The organism is Paraburkholderia tropica (genome assembly GCF_900109265.1).
GTDB lineage: Bacteria > Pseudomonadota > Gammaproteobacteria > Burkholderiales > Burkholderiaceae > Paraburkholderia > Paraburkholderia tropica.
On record NZ_FNZM01000022.1, the window covers coordinates 96,395 to 115,056 of the forward strand.

At 63.8% G+C, this 18,662-nt stretch carries 21 protein-coding genes; 10 read left to right on the forward strand and 11 right to left on the reverse strand.

What is annotated here, in order from left to right; genetic code table 11:
* Positions 1–11: 11 nt before the first annotated feature.
* From BMY06_RS30990 to BMY06_RS31000, 3 genes are all read right to left on the reverse strand, one after another.
* On the reverse strand, positions 12–668 hold the full coding sequence (locus BMY06_RS30990) for a response regulator transcription factor (RefSeq protein ID WP_065058684.1): 657 nt from the start codon (positions 666–668) through the stop codon (positions 12–14).
* Positions 669–865: 197 nt separating this feature from the next.
* Positions 866–1,519, reverse strand: coding sequence for a response regulator transcription factor (locus tag BMY06_RS30995; RefSeq protein WP_074986936.1), 654 nt, complete (start codon positions 1,517–1,519; stop codon positions 866–868).
* On the reverse strand, positions 1,516–2,211 hold the full coding sequence (locus tag BMY06_RS31000; RefSeq protein WP_080180883.1) for a helix-turn-helix domain-containing protein: 696 nt from the start codon (positions 2,209–2,211) through the stop codon (positions 1,516–1,518). Before BMY06_RS31000 ends, BMY06_RS30995 begins: the two co-directional genes overlap by 4 nt.
* 357 nt (positions 2,212–2,568) lie before the next feature.
* On the opposite strand from BMY06_RS31000, the gene BMY06_RS31005 reads away from it, so the two are divergent.
* Together BMY06_RS31005 and BMY06_RS31010 are read left to right on the forward strand one after the other, a co-directional pair.
* Positions 2,569–2,937 (forward strand): response regulator, encoded by a 369-nt coding sequence (locus BMY06_RS31005; protein WP_231957468.1) that lies wholly within the window; start codon positions 2,569–2,571, stop codon positions 2,935–2,937.
* A gap of 321 nt (positions 2,938–3,258) precedes the next feature.
* The gene (locus BMY06_RS31010) at positions 3,259–3,621 is read left to right on the forward strand and encodes a BON domain-containing protein (RefSeq protein ID WP_065058679.1); all 363 of its coding nucleotides are present in this window, start codon (positions 3,259–3,261) and stop codon (positions 3,619–3,621) included.
* A 66-nt stretch (positions 3,622–3,687) separates the two neighbouring features.
* Here BMY06_RS31010 and BMY06_RS39745 read toward each other — a convergent pair whose 3' ends face one another.
* Together BMY06_RS39745 and BMY06_RS39750 are read right to left on the reverse strand one after the other, a co-directional pair.
* Positions 3,688–3,843 carry a hypothetical protein gene (locus BMY06_RS39745; RefSeq protein WP_161495609.1) on the reverse strand — a complete coding sequence of 52 codons (156 nt, stop codon included), beginning with the start codon at positions 3,841–3,843 and terminating at the stop codon, positions 3,688–3,690.
* A complete protein-coding gene (locus BMY06_RS39750; protein ID WP_161495610.1) occupies positions 3,837–4,004 on the reverse strand; it encodes a hypothetical protein in 168 nt (55 codons plus the stop codon). Before BMY06_RS39750 ends, BMY06_RS39745 begins: the two co-directional genes overlap by 7 nt.
* Before the next feature lie 395 nt (positions 4,005–4,399).
* On the opposite strand from BMY06_RS39750, the gene BMY06_RS31020 reads away from it, so the two are divergent.
* The 3 genes from BMY06_RS31020 (at position 4,400) to BMY06_RS31030 (ending at position 6,610) form a co-directional block, all read left to right on the forward strand.
* Positions 4,400–4,816: an organic hydroperoxide resistance protein gene (locus tag BMY06_RS31020; protein WP_065058673.1), complete on the forward strand. Its 417-nt coding sequence runs from the start codon at positions 4,400–4,402 to the stop codon at positions 4,814–4,816.
* Positions 4,817–5,064: 248 nt separating this feature from the next.
* Entirely contained in the window at positions 5,065–5,580 is a 516-nt protein-coding gene (locus BMY06_RS31025; protein ID WP_074986938.1) for an RNA polymerase sigma factor, read from the forward strand.
* Between the two features lie 31 nt (positions 5,581–5,611).
* Positions 5,612–6,610 (forward strand): anti-sigma factor family protein, encoded by a 999-nt coding sequence (locus BMY06_RS31030; protein WP_074986939.1) that lies wholly within the window; start codon positions 5,612–5,614, stop codon positions 6,608–6,610.
* Between the two features lie 8 nt (positions 6,611–6,618).
* Here BMY06_RS31030 and BMY06_RS31035 read toward each other — a convergent pair whose 3' ends face one another.
* Both BMY06_RS31035 and BMY06_RS31040 read right to left on the reverse strand, forming a co-directional pair.
* A complete protein-coding gene (locus BMY06_RS31035; RefSeq protein WP_065058668.1) occupies positions 6,619–7,572 on the reverse strand; it encodes an AraC family transcriptional regulator in 954 nt (317 codons plus the stop codon).
* 36 nt (positions 7,573–7,608) lie between these two features.
* Complete coding sequence (locus BMY06_RS31040; protein ID WP_074986940.1) at positions 7,609–9,078, reverse strand: aldehyde dehydrogenase; 1,470 nt, start codon at positions 9,076–9,078, stop codon at positions 7,609–7,611.
* 353 nt (positions 9,079–9,431) lie between these two features.
* Between BMY06_RS31040 and BMY06_RS31045 the strand changes: the two genes are divergently transcribed.
* A complete protein-coding gene (locus BMY06_RS31045; RefSeq protein ID WP_065058860.1) occupies positions 9,432–9,881 on the forward strand; it encodes a universal stress protein in 450 nt (149 codons plus the stop codon).
* A gap of 36 nt (positions 9,882–9,917) precedes the next feature.
* Here BMY06_RS31045 and BMY06_RS31050 read toward each other — a convergent pair whose 3' ends face one another.
* The 3 genes from BMY06_RS31050 to BMY06_RS31060 form a co-directional block, all read right to left on the reverse strand.
* The gene (locus tag BMY06_RS31050; RefSeq protein ID WP_110328785.1) at positions 9,918–10,883 is read right to left on the reverse strand and encodes a sensor histidine kinase; all 966 of its coding nucleotides are present in this window, start codon (positions 10,881–10,883) and stop codon (positions 9,918–9,920) included.
* Positions 10,884–11,151: 268 nt separating this feature from the next.
* Complete coding sequence (locus BMY06_RS31055) at positions 11,152–11,811, reverse strand: response regulator transcription factor (RefSeq protein WP_074986941.1); 660 nt, start codon at positions 11,809–11,811, stop codon at positions 11,152–11,154.
* A 258-nt stretch (positions 11,812–12,069) separates the two neighbouring features.
* Positions 12,070–13,350: an epoxide hydrolase family protein gene (locus tag BMY06_RS31060; RefSeq protein WP_074986942.1), complete on the reverse strand. Its 1,281-nt coding sequence runs from the start codon at positions 13,348–13,350 to the stop codon at positions 12,070–12,072.
* Positions 13,351–13,765: 415 nt separating this feature from the next.
* On the opposite strand from BMY06_RS31060, the gene BMY06_RS31065 reads away from it, so the two are divergent.
* Positions 13,766–14,581: a response regulator gene (locus tag BMY06_RS31065; RefSeq protein ID WP_080180902.1), complete on the forward strand. Its 816-nt coding sequence runs from the start codon at positions 13,766–13,768 to the stop codon at positions 14,579–14,581.
* 201 nt (positions 14,582–14,782) lie between these two features.
* Positions 14,783–15,751 carry a quinone oxidoreductase family protein gene (locus BMY06_RS31070; RefSeq protein WP_074986943.1) on the forward strand — a complete coding sequence of 323 codons (969 nt, stop codon included), beginning with the start codon at positions 14,783–14,785 and terminating at the stop codon, positions 15,749–15,751.
* Positions 15,752–15,769: 18 nt separating this feature from the next.
* Here the strand turns inward: BMY06_RS31070 and BMY06_RS31075 are convergent, their stop codons facing one another.
* On the reverse strand, positions 15,770–16,552 hold the full coding sequence (locus BMY06_RS31075) for a response regulator (protein WP_074986944.1): 783 nt from the start codon (positions 16,550–16,552) through the stop codon (positions 15,770–15,772).
* Positions 16,553–16,721: 169 nt separating this feature from the next.
* Between BMY06_RS31075 and BMY06_RS31080 the strand changes: the two genes are divergently transcribed.
* Entirely contained in the window at positions 16,722–17,639 is a 918-nt protein-coding gene (locus BMY06_RS31080; protein WP_074986972.1) for a LysR family transcriptional regulator, read from the forward strand.
* 88 nt (positions 17,640–17,727) lie between these two features.
* The gene (locus BMY06_RS31085) at positions 17,728–18,621 is read left to right on the forward strand and encodes a ketopantoate reductase family protein (RefSeq protein ID WP_074986945.1); all 894 of its coding nucleotides are present in this window, start codon (positions 17,728–17,730) and stop codon (positions 18,619–18,621) included.
* The last annotated feature ends 41 nt before the right edge of the window (positions 18,622–18,662 follow it).

Consider the following 18,662-nt stretch of genomic DNA (forward strand, 5'->3'; position numbering starts at 1 on the left):
AAAAGTCTCCGTCAAAAGCGTGCCTGCGCCGCCGCGCTGATGACTTCCATCTTGCGCACCAGATCGGCGACCGACTGCGCTTCGAGCTTGCGCATCGCCGAACTGCGATGGATCTTGATGGTGATTTCGCTAAGGTTCAGCTCACCGGCGATCTGCTTGTTCAGCAGCCCTTCGACGACGTACGACACCACTTCGCGCTCGCGCGCCGTCAGCAGGTCGTAACGCGCGCGCAGCGACGCCTCGGAGCGGTTGCGTTCGAGCCACGCCGCGTGACGGCCGATGGCGCTCGAGACCGCGTCGATCACGCGCTGGTCGCGCACCGGCTTGGTCAGGAAATCGAGCGCGCCGGCCTTCATCGCACGCACCGACATTTCGATGTCGCCATGCGCCGTCATGAAGATGATCGGCATGTCTACCTGATGCTGGCGCGCGCTCTGCTGAAACGTGAGCCCGCTCTCGCCGCGCAGACGCACGTCGAGCAGCAGGCAGCTCGGCGCGGCCGGTCGCGGCGCCGAAAGAAATTCCTCGATCCGCGTGAAAGTCTGCACGCTGAAGCCCGACGAGCGCAGCAGACTCGAAAGCGCCGCGCAGATCGACTCGTCGTCGTCGATCACGTAGACCATCGCGTCGTCGACCTTCGGCGCAGCGTGATATGCATTGTTCTCCATCGATGTTCCCCATGCAGCTCTGCACGATGCCTGACCCCGACGCCCCGACGCCAGCGCAGGTTGGCCAATTCTGTTACCGGTGTTCTGTTCTTGTTATGACGATGCCGCTTGCCGAAGCGCGTTTGACAGCGTGCCCGCTGTTAGGCCCGCTGTTAGGCCCGCTGTCGTGCTCGTTATCGAACGCGTTATCGAACTCGTTAAGGCGGCCATGTCGCGCCATCCGTCTGCAGCGCGCGGACCTTGCGCACCAGTTCGGCGGTCGTGCGCGCCGCAAGCTTCTTCATCACCCGCGCGCGATAAATCTTCACGGTCATTTCGCTGAGTTCGAGCTGGCTCGCCGTCGCCTTGTTCATGTTGCCCGCCGCCACCAGCACGGCGATGTCGCGTTCGCGCGGCGTCAGCGTCGAGAACTGCTCGCGCAGCGTGCTCGCCAACGTTTGCGCCTTCAGGCGCGCCGCGTCGCGCGCCAGTGCCTCGGTTACCGCCTCGATCATGTCCTGCTCGCGAAACGGCTTCGCGAGGAAATTCACCGCACCGCCCTTCATCGCGCGCACCGACATTTCCACGTCGCCATAACCGGTCATGAAAATGATCGGCATGAAAATCGCGTTTGCCGCCGCCCACTGCTGGAATTCCAGCCCGCTTTCGCCTTTGAGGCGCACGTCGAGAATCAGGCAGCTCGGCACCTCGGCTCTTGCATACGCGCGAAACGCACTCGTCGAGGCAAACGCGGCCACGCGAAATCCCACCGATTCCAGCAGGCTCTTGAGCGCTTCGCGCAGCCGCTCGTCGTCGTCGATCACGTAGACGGTGGCCGCGTCGGTTGCCGCGCCGGTCGGCGTGTCGCTCACGACTTGTCCTCCTGATTCACCACCACCATCAGCGCCCTCGCGTCCGCGCCCGCCGCAAAGCAGCGATGCGGCAGCGCCGAATCGAAATAGAAGCTGTCTCCCTGTTCGAGACGGATCATCCTGACTTCTTTATCGATCACGATTTCGAAATCGAGTTGTCCTTCGAGCACGAACACGAATTCCTCGCCCGGATGCTCGAAAAAATAATCGTGCTGCGCGTGCGCGGAAAACGTGAAATACAGCGGCTCCATGCGCTTGCGCGCCATATGATGCGCGAGCGTCGCGTATTCGAAACCGAGCGCGGCGTCGTCTTTAGCCACCGGCTTGCGCTCGCCGTTGCGCACGATCGAAATGCGCCGGTCGGCTTGCTGCGCCTGCGCGGGCGAACGGTCGACGAAGAAATAGCTGAGGTCTTCGCCAAGGCAGCGCCCGAGCCGCGCCAGCGACGCGAACGGCGGCGCGCGCACGCCGCTTTCCATGCTGCGCAATTGTTCTTCGGTAAAGCCCGACAACGCCGCGAGCGTTTTCAGATCGATACGCCGCGCGAGCCGCAATGCCTTGAGGCGCGCGCAGATTTTGGCTTCTTCCTGAGCGATCGCATCGTCAGACGCGCCGATGTCGCGAACGTGCGTCGTCGCGCTGCTCGCCGTCGCGAGGCTGCGCTCGTCACGTTCGCTACCGATTTGGACCATATCCCACTCCACCGCGATGCCTGGCCCCGCGCGATGAAACCCCTCGCGGCACGGCACGGAGAAATGCCTATGAAATAGATTCGAATTGATTTTGTAATGTTTGAGTCGCAACCGGATGTTGCCCGATCGCGCCGATCCGGCGTGAGCGAGCGGCCCGAACGACTGTCGTGCCGATGTGCGCCCAGCCCGGCTCTTGACCCGGCTCGTGACCCGCCTGGAATGATAGCTGCTCACCGAGGTGAACCCTACATATACGTCCGTATGGTTTCGGGGCTTTTTGCCGTCAGGTAAGCTTGAACCGCGTACACGCGACGGATCAGCCGTTCCGCCCTCCGGCACGCCATGGGAGAGACAGTTTTGTGTACGCCAACAGTGATCTGGGTGGTCGACGACGACGCGTCGGTCCGCTCGGGCTTGTCGAGCCTCTTGAGGTCGCTCGATTACGAAGTCGTGACTTTCGAATCCGGCGCGGAGTTGTTGGCCGCCGTTGCGCGCGCGCGCCCCGCCTGCATTATTTCCGACGTGCAGATGCCGGGCATGAGCGGCGTGGACATGTTCGCGCGCCTGATCGACGCGACACAGCCCATCCCCACGCTTTTCATCACCGCGTATCCGATGCCCGAACTGCGCCAGCGCGCGCTGGCGCTGGGCGCGAACGCCTTCCTCATCAAGCCGGTCAGCGTAGCCGATCTGACCACCGCATTGCACGCGGCGCTTTCGCATTGACTCGTGCGCGCGACGCGCGCGGTGCCTCTCGCACTTCACGGTGCTTTCCATTTTCATACGCGGCTCACACTGTGGGACGACGCGCGCGCAGCGGTGTTTGCGCGCGTGCCGATGTTCGCGTACGTCGCGCTTTGCGCATCACAAAGCGCGATGCCGGATAACCCGAGGTATGCACCGCAGTTTCCTTTCGTATAGGGGATGAACACCGAAGGTCTAATGGCTGCGCGTCAGGCCGCGGGCTATGCTTTCTTGCAACCCGGGCAACGCTGCACGCACTGCCCTGGCACCAAGTTCTTCCTTCAAACGTCAACAGGTGATGCCATGACGCTTCGCTCCAAACTTCTTGCGGCAGCCGCCGCCGCGCTGCTTTCTTCCGCCGCGCTCGCCCAGACCGCCGCCAACGCCGATGCCCCGGCGCTCACCAAGGAACAGATCCGCGCCCAAATGAAGGCCGATCACGCCGCCAACGTGGCGCTGGCCAAGAAGGTGCGTCAGGCGATCTACAGCACGAAGGCGCTCAACGACACCGACATCGCCGTGTTCGCGAAGGCGCGCACCGGCAAGGTCGTGCTGGCCGGCACGATCCTCGACGAGTCGCAGGACCAGATTGCTCAGGACACCGCATCGAAGGTCGCTGGCGTGCAAACGGTCGCCAGCAAGCTGATGACGTACGAAGCACCCTGATCGCGTGACGAGCGGCGCGCGCCACACGCGCCGCGCCTTATCGTGGTGACGAGGCCGTCGCTGTCTTCATGGCGCGACGGCCTCGCGCAATACCGCCTCCATCTGCACAAGCAGTTCCGGCAGCGCGCCATAACTCGCGTGCGTGATCCGCAGGACGCCGTCGAGCGCGCAAACGCCGATCACCTGTCGTCGGCGAAGCCCGACGACACGAGCGGTCACCATAACGCTTCGAGCTTCAGCCCCGCGTAGCTCGACGGAATCGGCGCATCGCCGAGATTCGACAGCAGCGCGTCGAATGCAAGCACATGGCCGAGGAAGCCCGCCGCGTGCTCGACCGAGGGTTGCGTCGCCATCACCGCATCGAGGCCCTTCAATTCCTTCACGACGTTTTCGCGCGCTTGCGCACGATCGAAACGTTGGACACGTTCGACACGGCCGGTTCGTCGGCAAATTCATGAGGTTCGTTCTGCATGAGCGTCATGAGCTGAACGCGAATCGCCAGATGACGAACGCGCCTGAAAGAAACGGCCTTGCATTTCAGCACGCGTTTGTATCTCGCATATTTCAGTTCGACGCGCATTTCACGCCTGTTTTCAGGCGTCGATTCGATCGCGCACGTCGCGCTTATGTATCTCAGTGTGTCGAAACCGCGTGGCAGATACATAGCCTTGCAATTCGCGCATGACGGGACACATGCCAGATAAGTTGACCCGGTCTAATGCGTCCTGTCGTCAATTCAGTCCTCAATTCCGAATCATTACCCACCAGGGAACCCATCATGGAAAACACCGCAAAAGTGCTCTACACGGGCAAGACTCACACCACCGGCGGCCGCGACGGCGCCGCGCGCAGCAGCGACGGCCGACTGGACATCAAGCTCTCCGCACCCGGCTCGTCCGCGCCGGGCACGAATCCGGAACAACTGCTGGCAGCGGGCTGGTCGGCCTGCTTCATCGGCGCGATGGGTCTCGCTGCGAGCAAGCTCAAAGTGGCACTGCCGAAAGACGCGGCCGTCGATACGGAAATCGATCTCGTCGTGAACGACGGCTCGTATTCGCTACAGGCACGTCTGAATGTCTCGTTGCCCGGCCTCGACGCCGAGACCGCGCAAGCGCTCGCGCACGCCGCGCATCAAACCTGCCCGTACTCGAAGGCCACGCGCGGCAACATCGAAACGACGATCACGGTCGTCTGAAGCAGCAGGCGAGCCGCGCGCAAGCACGAAAAAGCGCGCGCTCGCCGACATGAAACAAAGAGGGAATATCGGCCGCCCCGCCGGTGTTCTATTCAGGCGAATTTCAGCCAACACAAGCGTCGCCCCATGGAATCCAGCGAGAATCTCGAATCGGCTCCGATGCACGAGCGCGTGCGCCGCATGAGTCTTGTGCGCGCCGCGCGCACGCCGAGCCGTGGCCGCGCCGTTCAGGACGGGACGTCACGCTGATGACCGTCGCCGACCTGTCCGCCCTTCTGCCCGCCATGCTGCCGCGTTTATGGTCGTTCGCGCTGCGCATCTCCGGCGATCAGCACGACGCCGAAGACCTCGTGCAGCGCGCCTGCGTACGCGGGCTCGAACGCGCACATCAATTGCAGCCGGGCACCGCGCCGCTGAGCTGGATGTTCTCGATCGTGCAATCCACGTGGATCAACGAGCTGCGCGCGCGCAACGTGCGCAACCGTTCGGGCATGGACTGGGACGATGGCTTTCTGGAGACGGTGCCGGACCCGTCCGCGCGCACGCCCGAGGAACAGGCGATGAACGGACAGATCATCGCGGCCGTGCAGCAGTTGCCCGAAGTGCAGCGCGTGGTGATGCTGCTCGTTGCCGTAGAAGGACTCAGTTACAGCGAAGCGGCCGAGGTGCTCGGCGTGCCCATCGGCACGATCATGAGCCGGCTTTCACGGGCTCGCCAGGCGATCGGCGCCCTGATCGAAGGGCAGAAGAAGAAAAGCGCATAACCGGCGTGGCCAATAGTGAGGAACCTGGGGCATGAATATGGATGACGTCCTGCTCATGGCGTACGTGGACGGCGAACTCACGCCGCGCGAGCGCGAGAACGTGGAGAAGACGATGAGCGTGTCGCCCGACGTCGCGCGGCGCGTGGCCTGCCTCCAGGCGTCGGCGCTGCGGTATCGGCATGCGTTCGCGCATCAGCGGCTGCCGCCCGTGCCCGAGCGGCTCGCGCAACGCGTCGCGGAACTGAGCCGCGCATATGGCGGCACGCAGAACGGCGCAGATGACGTCGCGCTCGCGTCGACGGCGGACATCACGCCCATCGGCGCGCTAAAGCGCAATCCGGCGGCCAACGCGCAACATCATGCGAACGCTGCAATGCAAATTTCAACGCGAGCACGCAACGCGCAACGCACGCGCTTCGCGTGGCCGCGCTTTGCCTGGCCGTTCCTCGCCGGTGCGTTCACGTGCGCCGCGTGCGGCGCGCTCGTGCTCAGCCTGGCGCCGGGATGGCTGCCGGGCGACGGCGCGCATCCTGTTGCCGTGGCCACGTCCGCGCCCGGCGTCATGCCGTGGGTCGCCGCAGCGGTCAACTATCAGCGCCTCTATACGCGCGACACGGTTTCCAGCGACATGCCCGACATGACGGTGGCGGCGCGCGTGATCGAGCAGATTCACAGCGACGACGGCGTGCCGCTGCGCGTGCCCGATCTGCGCGCGGCGGGCCTCACGTTCAAACGCATTCAACGCCTGCGCTTCAACACCAAGCCGCTCGTGCAGATCGTCTATCTGCCGAAAACCGGCTTGCCGGTTGCGCTCTGCGTGATGAAGGACGACAGGCCCGATACGGCGATGAAGCGTCAGCACGTGGACAGCCTCAACGTGCTCACGTGGCGGCGCGCCAATCTGAGTTACGCGCTGATCGCCGCGCTCGACGACAACGCGCTCTCGGCCATCGGCAAGCAGATCGCCGAAGGCCGCGACGACGAAGTACTCGGCCAGCGATCCGCGCCGCCCGAAATCTCCGCGAGTTAATCCGGCGGTCACACCGCCAGCGGCGAGCCCGAGTGACGAAAGTCCGAAGGCGGCTCGCCGTATTGCTGCTTGAACAAGCGGCTGAAGTGCGCGGCCGTGGCGAAGCCGCATTGCCACGCAATCTCCTGAATCGACACGCCCGCCGCCGGATCGCTGCGCAGCAGGTGCGCGGCGCGTGCGAGCCGCGCTTGCCAGACGTAACGCATCGGCGTGCCGCCTTGCGCGCGAAACACGCGTTGCAGATGCTGCGGCGAGACGTGAACCGCGCCGGCAATCGCCGCCGTGTCGAGTCCCGTATCGCCGATGTGTTGCTCGATAAAGCGCTTCGCCTGCCAGATCAGCGCGTCGGAACTGCGTCGTGCCGCCCGTGCATCGGGGTCGAGTACGGCGTGTTGAATCAATTCGATCAATTGCTCGCCCATCATGGTTTGCGTATGGCGGCTGGGCGCGACGGTCTGCGCGGCCATGCACTGGATAATGTCGCGCGTCGCCTGTACGTCCGCGCAGCGCGCGTCGACCGTCAGCGGCGCGGGCTTCGAATACTGCACGCCGCGCTCGCGCAGCGCCGCTTTCGGAATGCGTAGCACGGTGAGGCGCGCGCGCTCGTCGAAGATTTCGGTGAACGGCCACGCGGGATCGATCACGAACAGGCTGCCCGCATCGAAACGCCGGATCGCGTCGCGGCTGCGCACGTGAACATGACCCGCCGTCACGAGCTTCACGAACAGCCAGTCGCCTTGCCACGACGCGCGTTCCGTGCCGACCGGCGTGAGCGTGAGCACCGCGAGATCGGCCAGCGAGAAACCGACTGCGCCGAGCCGCCAGCCCTTCACGCGCGACATCGCCGGCCGGCGTGCATCGAACTCGCAATGCAAGCCGTGAACGTTGAGCATGACGTCCGACCAGATTTCGCTCGCGTGCGGATCGCCGTCGAGCGTCATCTCGTGCTTCTCGAAGTTCATGGCTGGCTTCCTTGTTATCGAATTCCGCGTTCGGCGTTACGCCGCCGCGCCCGGAACGAATATCGCCTGCGTTTCGAGGTACGCTTCGAGCCCTTCGCGTCCGCCTTCCCGACCGATGCCCGAACGCTTCATGCCGCCGAACGGCACGTTGGGCGCAATCTCCACGCCGTTGATACCGACGTTGCCCGTACGTAAGCGGCACGCCACCTCGAATGCGCGCTCGCCATCCGCGCCGAACACCGAACCGCTCAAACCGTAGTCCGAGTCATTGGCGATCTCGACTGCCTGATCGACGCTGTCGTACGGCAGGATCGACACGACCGGGCCGAAGATTTCCTCGCGCGCGATCGCCATGGTCGACGTCACGCGGCTGAACACCGTGGGCGCAACGTAAAAGCCGCGCTCGAATCCCGCATTTCCGGAGCCGCCCGTCACGAGCGCCGCGCCTTCGGCGATGCCGCGTTCGATATAGCCGCGTACACGCTCGCGCTGCGTAGCATTGAGCACGGGACCGATGGCCGTATTGGCGTCATGCGGATCACCCACCTTCATGCGCGCGACGACACTTGCATACGCCTCGGCGATTTCGTCGTGACGATGACGAGGCACGAGCACGCGCGTCTGCGCGAAGCAGATCTGCCCCGAGAACGGCATCGTGAACGGCACGAGCGCCGCCAGCGCGGCGGGCAGATCGACATCGTCGAGCAGAATCGCTGCCGACTTGCCGCCGAGTTCGAGCGTCACGCGCGCGAGCCGGTCAGTCGCCGCGCGCTGAATCCATTGGCCCGTCGCCACGCTGCCGGTAAAGCTGATCTTGTCGATATCGCGCGACTGCACGAGTTGCGCGCCCGCTTCGCGTCCCGCCGTGACCACGTTGAGCACCCCGGGCGGAATGCCCGCGGCCGCCGCGCATTCCGCGATGATGAGAGCGTCGAACGGACACTCGGGCGGCGACTTCACGACCATCGTGCAGCCGGCCGCCAGCGCCGCGGCGATCTTCTGCGAGACGATGGGAAAGGTCGCATTCCACGGCGCAATCAGCGCCGCGACGCCCACCGGCACGCGGCGCACGCAGGCGCGTCCGCGCTGCGTCGGCCGCCAGTCGTCGAACGCATAGTGCTCGGCGAGCGTGGCGAAAAAATCGAAGCGGCTCGCGCCAAACGGCGTGAGCTTCTGCGCGAACGACGCGGGCGCGCCGACCTGATCGGTCCAGAGTTGCGCGAGCAACGGCAGGCGCTCGCGCAACGCCTGCGTCAGACGCTTCAGATAGCCGGCGCGTTCCGGTCCGGACAGACGCGGCCACGGCCCGTGATCGAACGCGCGCCGCGCCGCCGATACTGCGCGCCCGATGTCGACGGCATCCGCGAGCGGCACGGACATGAACGGCGTTTCGGTCGCCGGAGAAATGATCGTGTGACGTTGATCGGAATGACTCGATACCCAATCGCCATCGATAAAGAATCGTTGGCGGACATTCGACGAAAGTGCGGTGCAGGACTCGGACATGATCGTTTGCCAGATGAACTTCGAAAGGAGTAGCGGCCTCGCACGGCGGCGAAACCTCGCGATGAATCGAGCGTACGGTGTGTCGATTCATGGCAAACGAGTGTATCGATCATATTCGCGTGAGGCTTGTCCGGCACATTGCGCGTGGTTGTCTGTGACGCGCATTTCGCGGTGTTCGGTTTGCATCGTTATAGCGCAACGCGGGCTGAAATTTATGTCGGAATATGTCCGCGTTCGCGCCACTGAAAAGATCGGGTTGTAAAAGAGGCTTGCGGAATAAACACCCCGCATGGGCTGTTTTGTTCGTGCCACTTAAATTCAAAATCACGACCAAATTCACGGTCTTCGACGTCATGTCTCCCTTTGCGAAATTGCTGCTCGTGTACGACGGCAGCGCCGAAGCCCAGGCCGCGCTCGAACGCTGCGCGCAACTCTCGCTCGCGTTATCGGCGCAGGTGGATGTCATGTCCGTCGTCGATGCCGAAAGCGCCAATGCGCATTGCGCTGGCCTGCTGAGCGACCTCGCGTTTCATCGTCTGGAGGAACTCGCGCGCAGCACGCTCGATCATGCGGTGCGCCAGTTGACCGGCGATGGCATTGTCGCGAGCGGCTATGTGAGCTTCGGTCGCTTGAACGATGTCGTCTTGCGCCATACGCAGGCGTTCAATCCCGATCTCGTCGTGGTTGGGCATCGTGCGCAGGCGCGCCGTTCGCGCTGGTGGGGGTCACGTAGCGCGCATCACGAACTCACCGAGCGTTTGGGCGGCACGACAATCGTGACCGTGACGCTGCCCGGCACCTGAAGCGCATCATGCGCATCACACGCGTGAATTGACCCGTCAAGGCGCGTTTAGCGGCAACGTCAGGCGCGCTTCCAGCCCGCCCGTGCAGCGATTCTCCAGATGTAGTTCGCCACGCATCGCGTGCGTCAGACGTCGCGCGATGGCGAGTCCCAATCCCGAACCCGGCGTCGCCGCCGCCGTGCCGGGCGCGCGATACCACGGCAGAAACACCGCTTCGAGTTGCGCGGGCACGATGCCCGGACCCGTATCGAGCACCGCAATCACGAGCCGCCGCGTTTCCACACGCACGCTCAGGCACACGTCGTCGCCATAACGCAGTGCATTGTCGATCAGGTTCACGAGCACGCGGCGCAACGCGTGAGGGCAGGTAACGAGAGGGCGGCCCACCCGACCGTCGAGCGTGACGATGCGGCCTGCGTCGCGATAGTCGGCGATCAGCAGGTCGAGCAGGCTATCCGCATCGACGGAACGCATCGGCTCATCGGCGCTGCACTGCATGCGCGCGCACGACAAACTGCCTTCAACCAGCTCCGCCATTTCGGCGAGATCGCGTTGCAGCGCGTCACGCGTCGCGTCGTCGTCGAGCAGTTCGCAACGCATGCCCATGCGCGTGAGCGGCGTGCGCAGATCGTGCGCGTAAGCGGCCAGCACATGCAGCAATTCAGCCTGGCGACCCGCGCGTTGACGCGCGCAACGATTGGCGGCACGCGCGAGCCGTGCCATCGGCGCGGGGCCGGATTCGGGTAAGGCGAGGCCCACGCCTTCGCCCGCTTCGGCTTCGGCTTCGAATGCCTGAGCATGGCGACGTAGTTGCGCGCGCAACGCGCCATACTGGAACGTGATGAAAGCGAGCGCCGCAAGCGCGGGCAGCACCAGCGGCGCGACGAAACGATAGGGCTCATGCGCGACGGACGACGGCGTGGCGTACATCGCAAAGGCGGCGTAACCGCACGCCGCCGCCAGTAGTGCCGCCAACAACGCCGAAAGCACGCGCGGCATCATTCCGGCGGATCCGGCGACCGGGCGACGCGGCGCAGACTCGCACGCACGCGCGGGCGTATCGCACGAAGCTGCCGGATACGCTCGCATAGTCGTTCTCCCGTCGTTGTTCTGAACCGTGCGCCGCAAAGGCACGCGGACGTTAACTAACGCGCGGGCAACGAGGCATTCGCGCGGCAGCGTCAGAATACGGGACGCCGTGCCGCGCCGCCATCATCTGATGGTATAGATATCGCGCAGCAGGCCTGCACGACCGTGTAGTCGCGCGAACTCAGGCACGCAGATGCGCAATGCCAAGGGCTTCCATCTTTCGCATCAACTCCGCCACGGAACGAGCGTTCACTTTTTTCATGGCCTGGCCGCGATGAATCTTCGCGGTGATTTCGGCAATGCCCATATTCGCGGCGATCTGCTTGTTCATGAGGCCGGCCGCAACATGCTGGAGCACTTCGCGCTCGCGCGGCGTGAGCGAGTCCCAGCCCGCGCGCAACGTGTGCAGCGCGCGATCGGCTGCGAGGCGGTTGGCGTCTTTCTCGAGCGCCGCGAGCACGGCGTCGATGATGTCCTGATCGCGAAACGGCTTCGCAAGAAAGTCCACCGCGCCCGCCTTCATCGCTTTCACCGACATGGCGATGTCGCCGTAGCCGGTCATGAAGATGATCGGCAGATGCGCGCGCCCGCCTTCGCTCAGCTCGGCCTGAAACGCGAGACCGCTGCGGCCTTGCAGACGCACGTCGAGCAGCAGGCACGACGGCGTGGCAGGTCGCGGCGCGGCGAGAAAGGCCTCGGTGGAATCGAACGCCCGCACCGCCAGCCCGGCGGAGCGCAACAGCCCGGTCAACGCGCGGCGAAACAACGCGTCGTCGTCGACGATATAGACGATAGTGCCGTCTGGGTCCGTCGAGAGCGGTGCGGGCGTGGAGTTGGACATCGTGGGCAAATGGGCCGCTGGCGAGAAAAGCGCATCGATTGTTATGAAGGGCGAATAACCGATGGTAACAAAAGCCCTCTCGCCGGTCCACGCAATCACCCGCCAATAACCGCCATTCGATGCCTATGGCAGCGATTGATTGCCACTCACCGGATCATTTGCTGCCTCCATTCCCGCGCCAATTCGGCGGCCATTCGCGATCATTAGGTACTTCATTCAACGACCGCATTGCCTTTTCTCTGCATTTTAGTCCAGCGATCACGCCAGCTTGCGCATGGGCCGAAAGCCGGCGCGCACTTCCTGTGCGAACAGCAGCGGCTCCTCCCACGCGGCGAAATGGCCGCCCTTCTCCACCGTGTTGAAGTAGACGAGGTTGTGATAGGCGCGCTCGGCCCAACTGCGCGGCGCCTGATAAATCTCGCCGGGGAATACCGTAATTGCCGTGGGCAAGCCGATATCGACCGCGTTGAAATTGTTGGAATGATCTTCCCAATAGATTTGCGCCGACGACGTCGCGCTATTGGTCAGCCAGTAGAGCGAGATATCGTCGAGTATTTCATCGCGCGTCAGCGAATGCTCGGGAATGCCGCCGCTATAGGTCCATTGCGAAATCTTGTCGTACATCCACGCCGCCTGTCCCACCGGCGAATCGGCGAGCGCATAGCCCACGGTTTGCGGACGTGTCACCATCATGGCGGAATAGCCGCAATTGTCGCGATAGAACACGCTCAGCTTCTCGTATGCGCGCTTTTCGTCCGCCGAAAGTCCGGCAGGCGCGGGATCGTCCAGCGCGAGATGCCGCGCGATATCGGGCGGCACTGTGGCCGGCATGTTCACGTGTATGCCGATCAAGCCCTTCACGTGCTGCATCGCCATGCGTTGCGAGATCACCGAGCCGCAGTCGCCGCCCTGCGAAACGAAGCGCTCGTAACCGAGCCGCGCCATCAACACGCCCCACGCGCGCGCGATATGGTCCGAGCCCCAGCCCGGCTGCGCAGGTTTGCCCGAAAAGCCAAAGCCTGGCAGCGAGGGCACTACGACGTGGAACGCGTCGTCGGCACTCGCGCCATAAGCGGTCGGATCGGTCAGCGGTCCAATTGCCTTGATCAATTCGAAAATCGAGCCGGGCCAGCCGTGCGTCATGATCAGCGGCAGCGCATTGGCATGGCGCGAGCGGACGTGAATGAACTGAATATCGAGCCCGTCGATTTCCGTGATGAACATCGGAAAAGCATTGAGCTTCGCTTCGCCTTTACGCCAGTCGTAACCCGTTCCCCAGTATTGAACCAGTTGCTGCATGCGCGCGAGTTTCACACCCTGCGATTCGTCGGCGACGGTTTCTTTTCCCGGCCAGCGGGTATTCGCCAGGCGGCGGCGCAGATCGTCGAGTGCGGAGTCGGGAATATTCGCCTTGAACGGACGGATATCGGGCGTGGCGGCACTGGCGTAAATCGCTTCAGGAAACAGCGAGAGCACACCGGCCGCCGCAGTGGCGGTCAGCAGACTGCGCCGCATCGGGGAAAATTCATTCGAAGGCATGCTGGATCGTCCTGTTCATGAGAGAAGAGTCGATTCGGAAACGCGACCGCGCGACTGCTTTGACGCGCGGTCGATTCCGAAACGCCGGCCCTCATTAAAGTCAGCGCATGTATCCCGATTATGTCCGGTGTGTAGTTTTTTTATTTCCCCTGCCGCCTTCAAATATCACGTCATCGAATTATCAATTGACTGAAAATGCGTCTGAGCGGGATTTGAATACTGCACCCCCCACCCTTATACGGACGTATAGGGTCCCCTATCCTTTTTCGTCTATAGACTCAATCCAGATCCGGATGGAATACACAGCGCGCAGCGGCTAATCTGTTTGAATCGGAGTCAGGCGGCTACGCGCACGAAAGCGCGGCCGGCGCTCCACGCAAACCGGACGCGGCGCACCGCGTCGCTTATGACCATCATGGACAAAATCGACCATGTGCTGATCGTCGACGACGACCGCGACCTGCGCGAACTGGTCGGCAACTATCTTGAGAAAAACGGCATGCGGACCACGCGCGCCGCCAACGGGCGCGAGATGCACGATGCGCTCGAACGCAGCCCGCCGGACCTGATCCTGCTCGACCTCATCCTGCCCGGCGAAGACGGACTCACGCTTTATCGCGCGCTGCGCGAGAGCCGCCATCGTCTCATGCCGGTGCTGATGGTCACCGCTCGCAACGATGTGATGGACCGCATCGTCGGCCTCGAAATGGGCGCCGACGACTATCTGACCAAGCCCTTCCCGCCGCGTGAACTGCTCGCGCGCATCCGCGCCGTGCTGCGGCGCACGCGGATGCTGCCGCCCGATCTGCATGCCGAAGAAGGCCCCGCTACACTCGGCTTCGGCAACTGGCGACTCGACACCACCGCGCGCCGTCTGCTCGATCCGCACGACACGCCGGTCGCGCTCAGCGGCGCAGAATATCGTCTGCTGCGCGTGTTTCTCGATCATCCGCAGCGCGTACTCACGCGCGACCAGTTGCTCAATCTCACGCAGCGGCGCAGCGCCGATCCGTTCGACCGCTCGATTGATCTGCTCGTGAGCCGATTGCGGCAGCGCCTCAACGACACGGCGCGCATGGCCCGCTACATCAAGACGCTGCGCAACGAAGGCTACGTGTTTTCGGCGGCCGTCACCACGCTCGACGAGCACCGCATCGCCGAACGCGACGACATGCGCCGCACGACCGCGCCACTCTCGCGTGCTCGTTGCCTGCAACCGAGCGCCGCGTGACGGCGTCGCGGGTTGGGATCGAGTGACGCGCATTTGTAGCCCACTGTATCGGCGGCCCGCTTCGCAACACGCGCTTACATTTCCACGCATCGGCGGAAACAACCGGGATACGTAGCGGCGTTCCAATAGCGTCACGCCCTCATTCAAGGAACGCACGATGACAACACCACGCAAACCACGCCATACAAGGAGCGCGCGAGCATGAAACAGATCGTCATGGAAGGCCCGGGCGGCATCGACAAGCTGCGCCTCGTCGATGCGAGCGAGCCCGTCGCGGGTCCGGGCGAAGCGCTCGTCGAAGTCGATGCTGCGGGCGTCAACTTCATGGATATCGGCGTGCGTCGCGGTGGTTTCTGGGAGTCGATGCCGGATCCGAAGCCGCTGGGCGTCGAAGGCGCGGGCCGCGTGCTCGCCGTGGGCGAAAACGTCACGGATGTGCGCCCCGGTCAGCGCGTCGCGTGGGTCTATGCGCCGGGCAGCTACGCGCAGCGCGTCGTCATTCCGTCCGCCGCGCTCGTGCCGGTGCCCGACGAAATCGACCATCGCACCGCCGCCGCACTGATGATGCAGGGCCTCACGGCCAGCCACTTCGCGACCGACTTTTATCCGGTGCAGCGCGGCGATATCGCGCTCGTGCATGCGGCCGCCGGCGGCCTGGGCCTGTTGCTCACGCAGATCATCAAGTTGCGCGGCGGCACGGTGATCGGCCGCGTGTCGAGCGCGGTGAAAGCGGAGATCGCACGCGAAGCGGGCGCGGACCACGTCATCGTCGACGCGGACGGCGCCTTCGCCGAAGAAACCGTGCGGCTCTCGGGCGGCGAAGGCGTACACGTGGTCTACGACGGCTCCGGTCCCACGACCTTTCACGCGTCGATGGCCTCGCTGCGCCGCAGCGGCACGTTCTGCTGGTACGGCCCGGTGCTCGGCGACGCGGGACCGCTGCACATCATGAGCCTGCCGCGCAGCATCAAGATCGGTTACGCGGTGTTTGCCGATCACATCGCCACGCCCGCCTTGTTGCGGGCGCGCGCGAAGCAGTTGTTCGACTGGATCGTCGCCGGGGCAATCGACGTGCGTATCGGCGGGGTGTATCCGCTCGAACAGGCGGCGCAGGCGCATGACGACATGGAAAGCCGTCGATCGACCGGCAAGCTGCTGCTGATTCCGTGATGCGCCCGATGTGGGATCTCAGGCCGCCGCGCAACACGCCGATGCGCACGGGCCGGTGGCTTCGACAACCGTCGCCGAGAACAGATAGCCCTCGTTGCGTATCGTCTTGATGTAGCGGCCTTGCCGCACGCCGTCGCGCAAGCGCTGACGCACGCGGCTCACGAGCAGGTCGATCGAACGGTCGAGCAGATCGGCTTCGCGGCCTTGTGTGAGGTCGAGAAGTTGATCGCGCGTGAGCACGCGATTCGGATAATCGAGCAGCACGCGCAGCAAACGATATTCAGCGCTGCTCAGCGCAACGGTTGCCCCGCTCTCGTCCACAAGATGACGCGCCAGCGTGTCGAGCCGCCATTCGCCAAAACGCAGCACGCTCGGCATGTGCGCGACGGCGAGTCCGGGCGGCGGCAGACGCGCGCGGCGCAGGATCGCACGAATGCGCATGAACAGTTCGCGAGTCGCAAGCGGCTTCGCGAGGTAATCGTCGGCGCCCATTTCAAGGCCGACAATGCGGTCCTCCACGCCGTGACGCGTGGATAGCAGCACGATCGGCAAAGCATGAAAGCGGCGGTTAGCACGCAATTCGCCGCACAGCGCGAGGCCATCCGCGTCGGGAAGACGGGTGTCCAGCACGACGAGATCGGGCTCGGACTGGCTTAACCGTGCTCGTAGATCACGCGCTCGCGAAAGCTGCGAGACGCGCATGCCGCGGGCCTGCAAATACGTCGCGATACGCTCGCGTAGCGCCCCATCGTCGTCGACGATCAGGATGTGGCCTGGCGTTTGATGAGTATCTGAAAACATGACTTAGCGCTTCTTCGTTCCAACTCTTCAATTAGTTCGGATCGCTGATTAACTTCGTGGCGCATCCGGTTTAGCGATGGTGTCAGGAAGGCGCGATCTGGACAACAGCAATCGCGCCCCACCCCTGTTGCCTCACAAGCAACGCACGACATTCGATCCGGTGATCACCATGCGTCAACTCAATCATCAACGCCTGCGCTACTTTCACGCGGTCCTCGACCACGGCTCGATTCGCGGCGCCGCCGACAACCTCAATACGTCGCCCTCCGTCATCACGCGGCAAATCCGCATTCTGGAAGACGAACTGGGCGCGACGCTGTTCGACCGCTCCGCGAAAGGCGTGCGCCCAACCGACGCCGCGGCGCATCTGCTCGATTTTGTGGAAAGCTGCCGCTCGCAGCAGGAAAAACTCGAAGCACAACTCAGCGCGCTGCGCGGTTTGCAACAGGGGCGTATCCGGCTTGCCGTGAGCGAAGGTTTCGTCGATACGCTCACCGATGCCGTGCTCCGGCCGTTCTGCGCTCGCTATCCGTCGCTGACGATCGAGCTGAGCGTGCTGGGCCGCGACGGCGTGATCGAGGAGGTGGCGTCGAGCCGCGCTCATATCGGCCTCGCCTACAATCCGCCACCGCATCCGCTGATTCACAGCCTCGCGAGTTCGAATCAGCCAGTCGTGCTGTTATTGCGCAACGAACACCCGTTGGCGAAGGCGCACACGGTCGCGCATGTTCACGACCTGCGTGCGTATCCGCTCGCGCTGATGCCCGAATCGTTCGGTATCGGCCATGCGGTGAGAATGGTCGAGCTCGCGGAAGGCATCGAAATTCCCGCCGCGATAACGAGCAATTCCGTGGCGGCGCTCAAGCGTATGGTGACTGTCGAGAACTTCGTCACGCTGATTGGTGAATTCGCCGCGCAAGCCGAAGTCGCACGCGGCGAGATGACAACCGTGCCAATCGAGCACAGCATTTTTCAAAGTACGCGCGCGCGCTTGCTCGTGAAGTCGAATCGCGCACTCGCGCCCGGACCGGCGGCGCTGCTCGACTGGATTCGCGAGCGTTTACCGGTATTTGCACCCGTGCATTGACGATGGCGGGAATAAAGCTGACGCGCCAGGTGTTATCGATGTCCAACGGGCCAGTGCATACGGCCAGCTTCGCTTCACGGAGGATAGTATGCGGTTTGCGGTTCTGGGCGCCGGCGCGGTCGGCTGCTATTTTGGCGGCATGCTCGCGCGGCACGGTCATGAGGTGATGTTGATCGGCCGATCGACGCATGTGGATGCGATTCGCGCGCGGGGATTACGCTTTCAGTCGCGAACGGTCGACCTGCGCCTGCCCGTGCAAGCCTCGACCGCCATCGAGGCGGCAGCGTCTGCCGACGCCGTGTTTGTCTGCGTGAAATCGCCAGATACGCAGGGCGCAGCACGCGCGCTGCGACATTCACTGGCATCGCATGCCATGGTCGTGAGTCTGCAAAATGGCGTGGACAATGCCGCGATGCTGCGCGCCGAACTGACACAACCCGTGATCAGCGCCGCCGTGTACGTGGCAAGCGAAATGGCGGGGCCAGGCCATTTGCTGCATCACGGACGCGGCGACCTGGAGATCGAAGACACGCCTTCGAGCGAAGCGCTCGCGCGCACGCTGCTCGACGCCGACATTCCCACGCGCATCGCCCGCGACGTGCGCGCCACGCTCTGGCAAAAACTCGTGCTCAATTGCGCATACAACGCGGTGTCGGCCATCGTTCAATTGCCGCTCGACGCCATGCCGCAACGCGACGCCTTGCGCGAGACCATGCGCGACGTGGTGACCGAATGCCTCGCCGTTGCAGCCGCGGAAGGCGTCCACTTCGACGACACACCCGCGCAAATTGTCGAACGCATTGAAGCCGCCATTCCCGGCGGTCAATATTCGTCGACCGCACAAGACCTTGCACGCCGCAAGCCCAGCGAAATCGATTATCTCAACGGCGCGATCGTGCGCCGCGGATTGAATTCAGGTATCGCCACGCCTGCGAATCGCACGCTGCTTACGCTCGTCAAGATGCTCGAAGCGCGCGCGTGAACGTTCGCTTCACAACGCGCCCTTCGCTACACTACGATCCG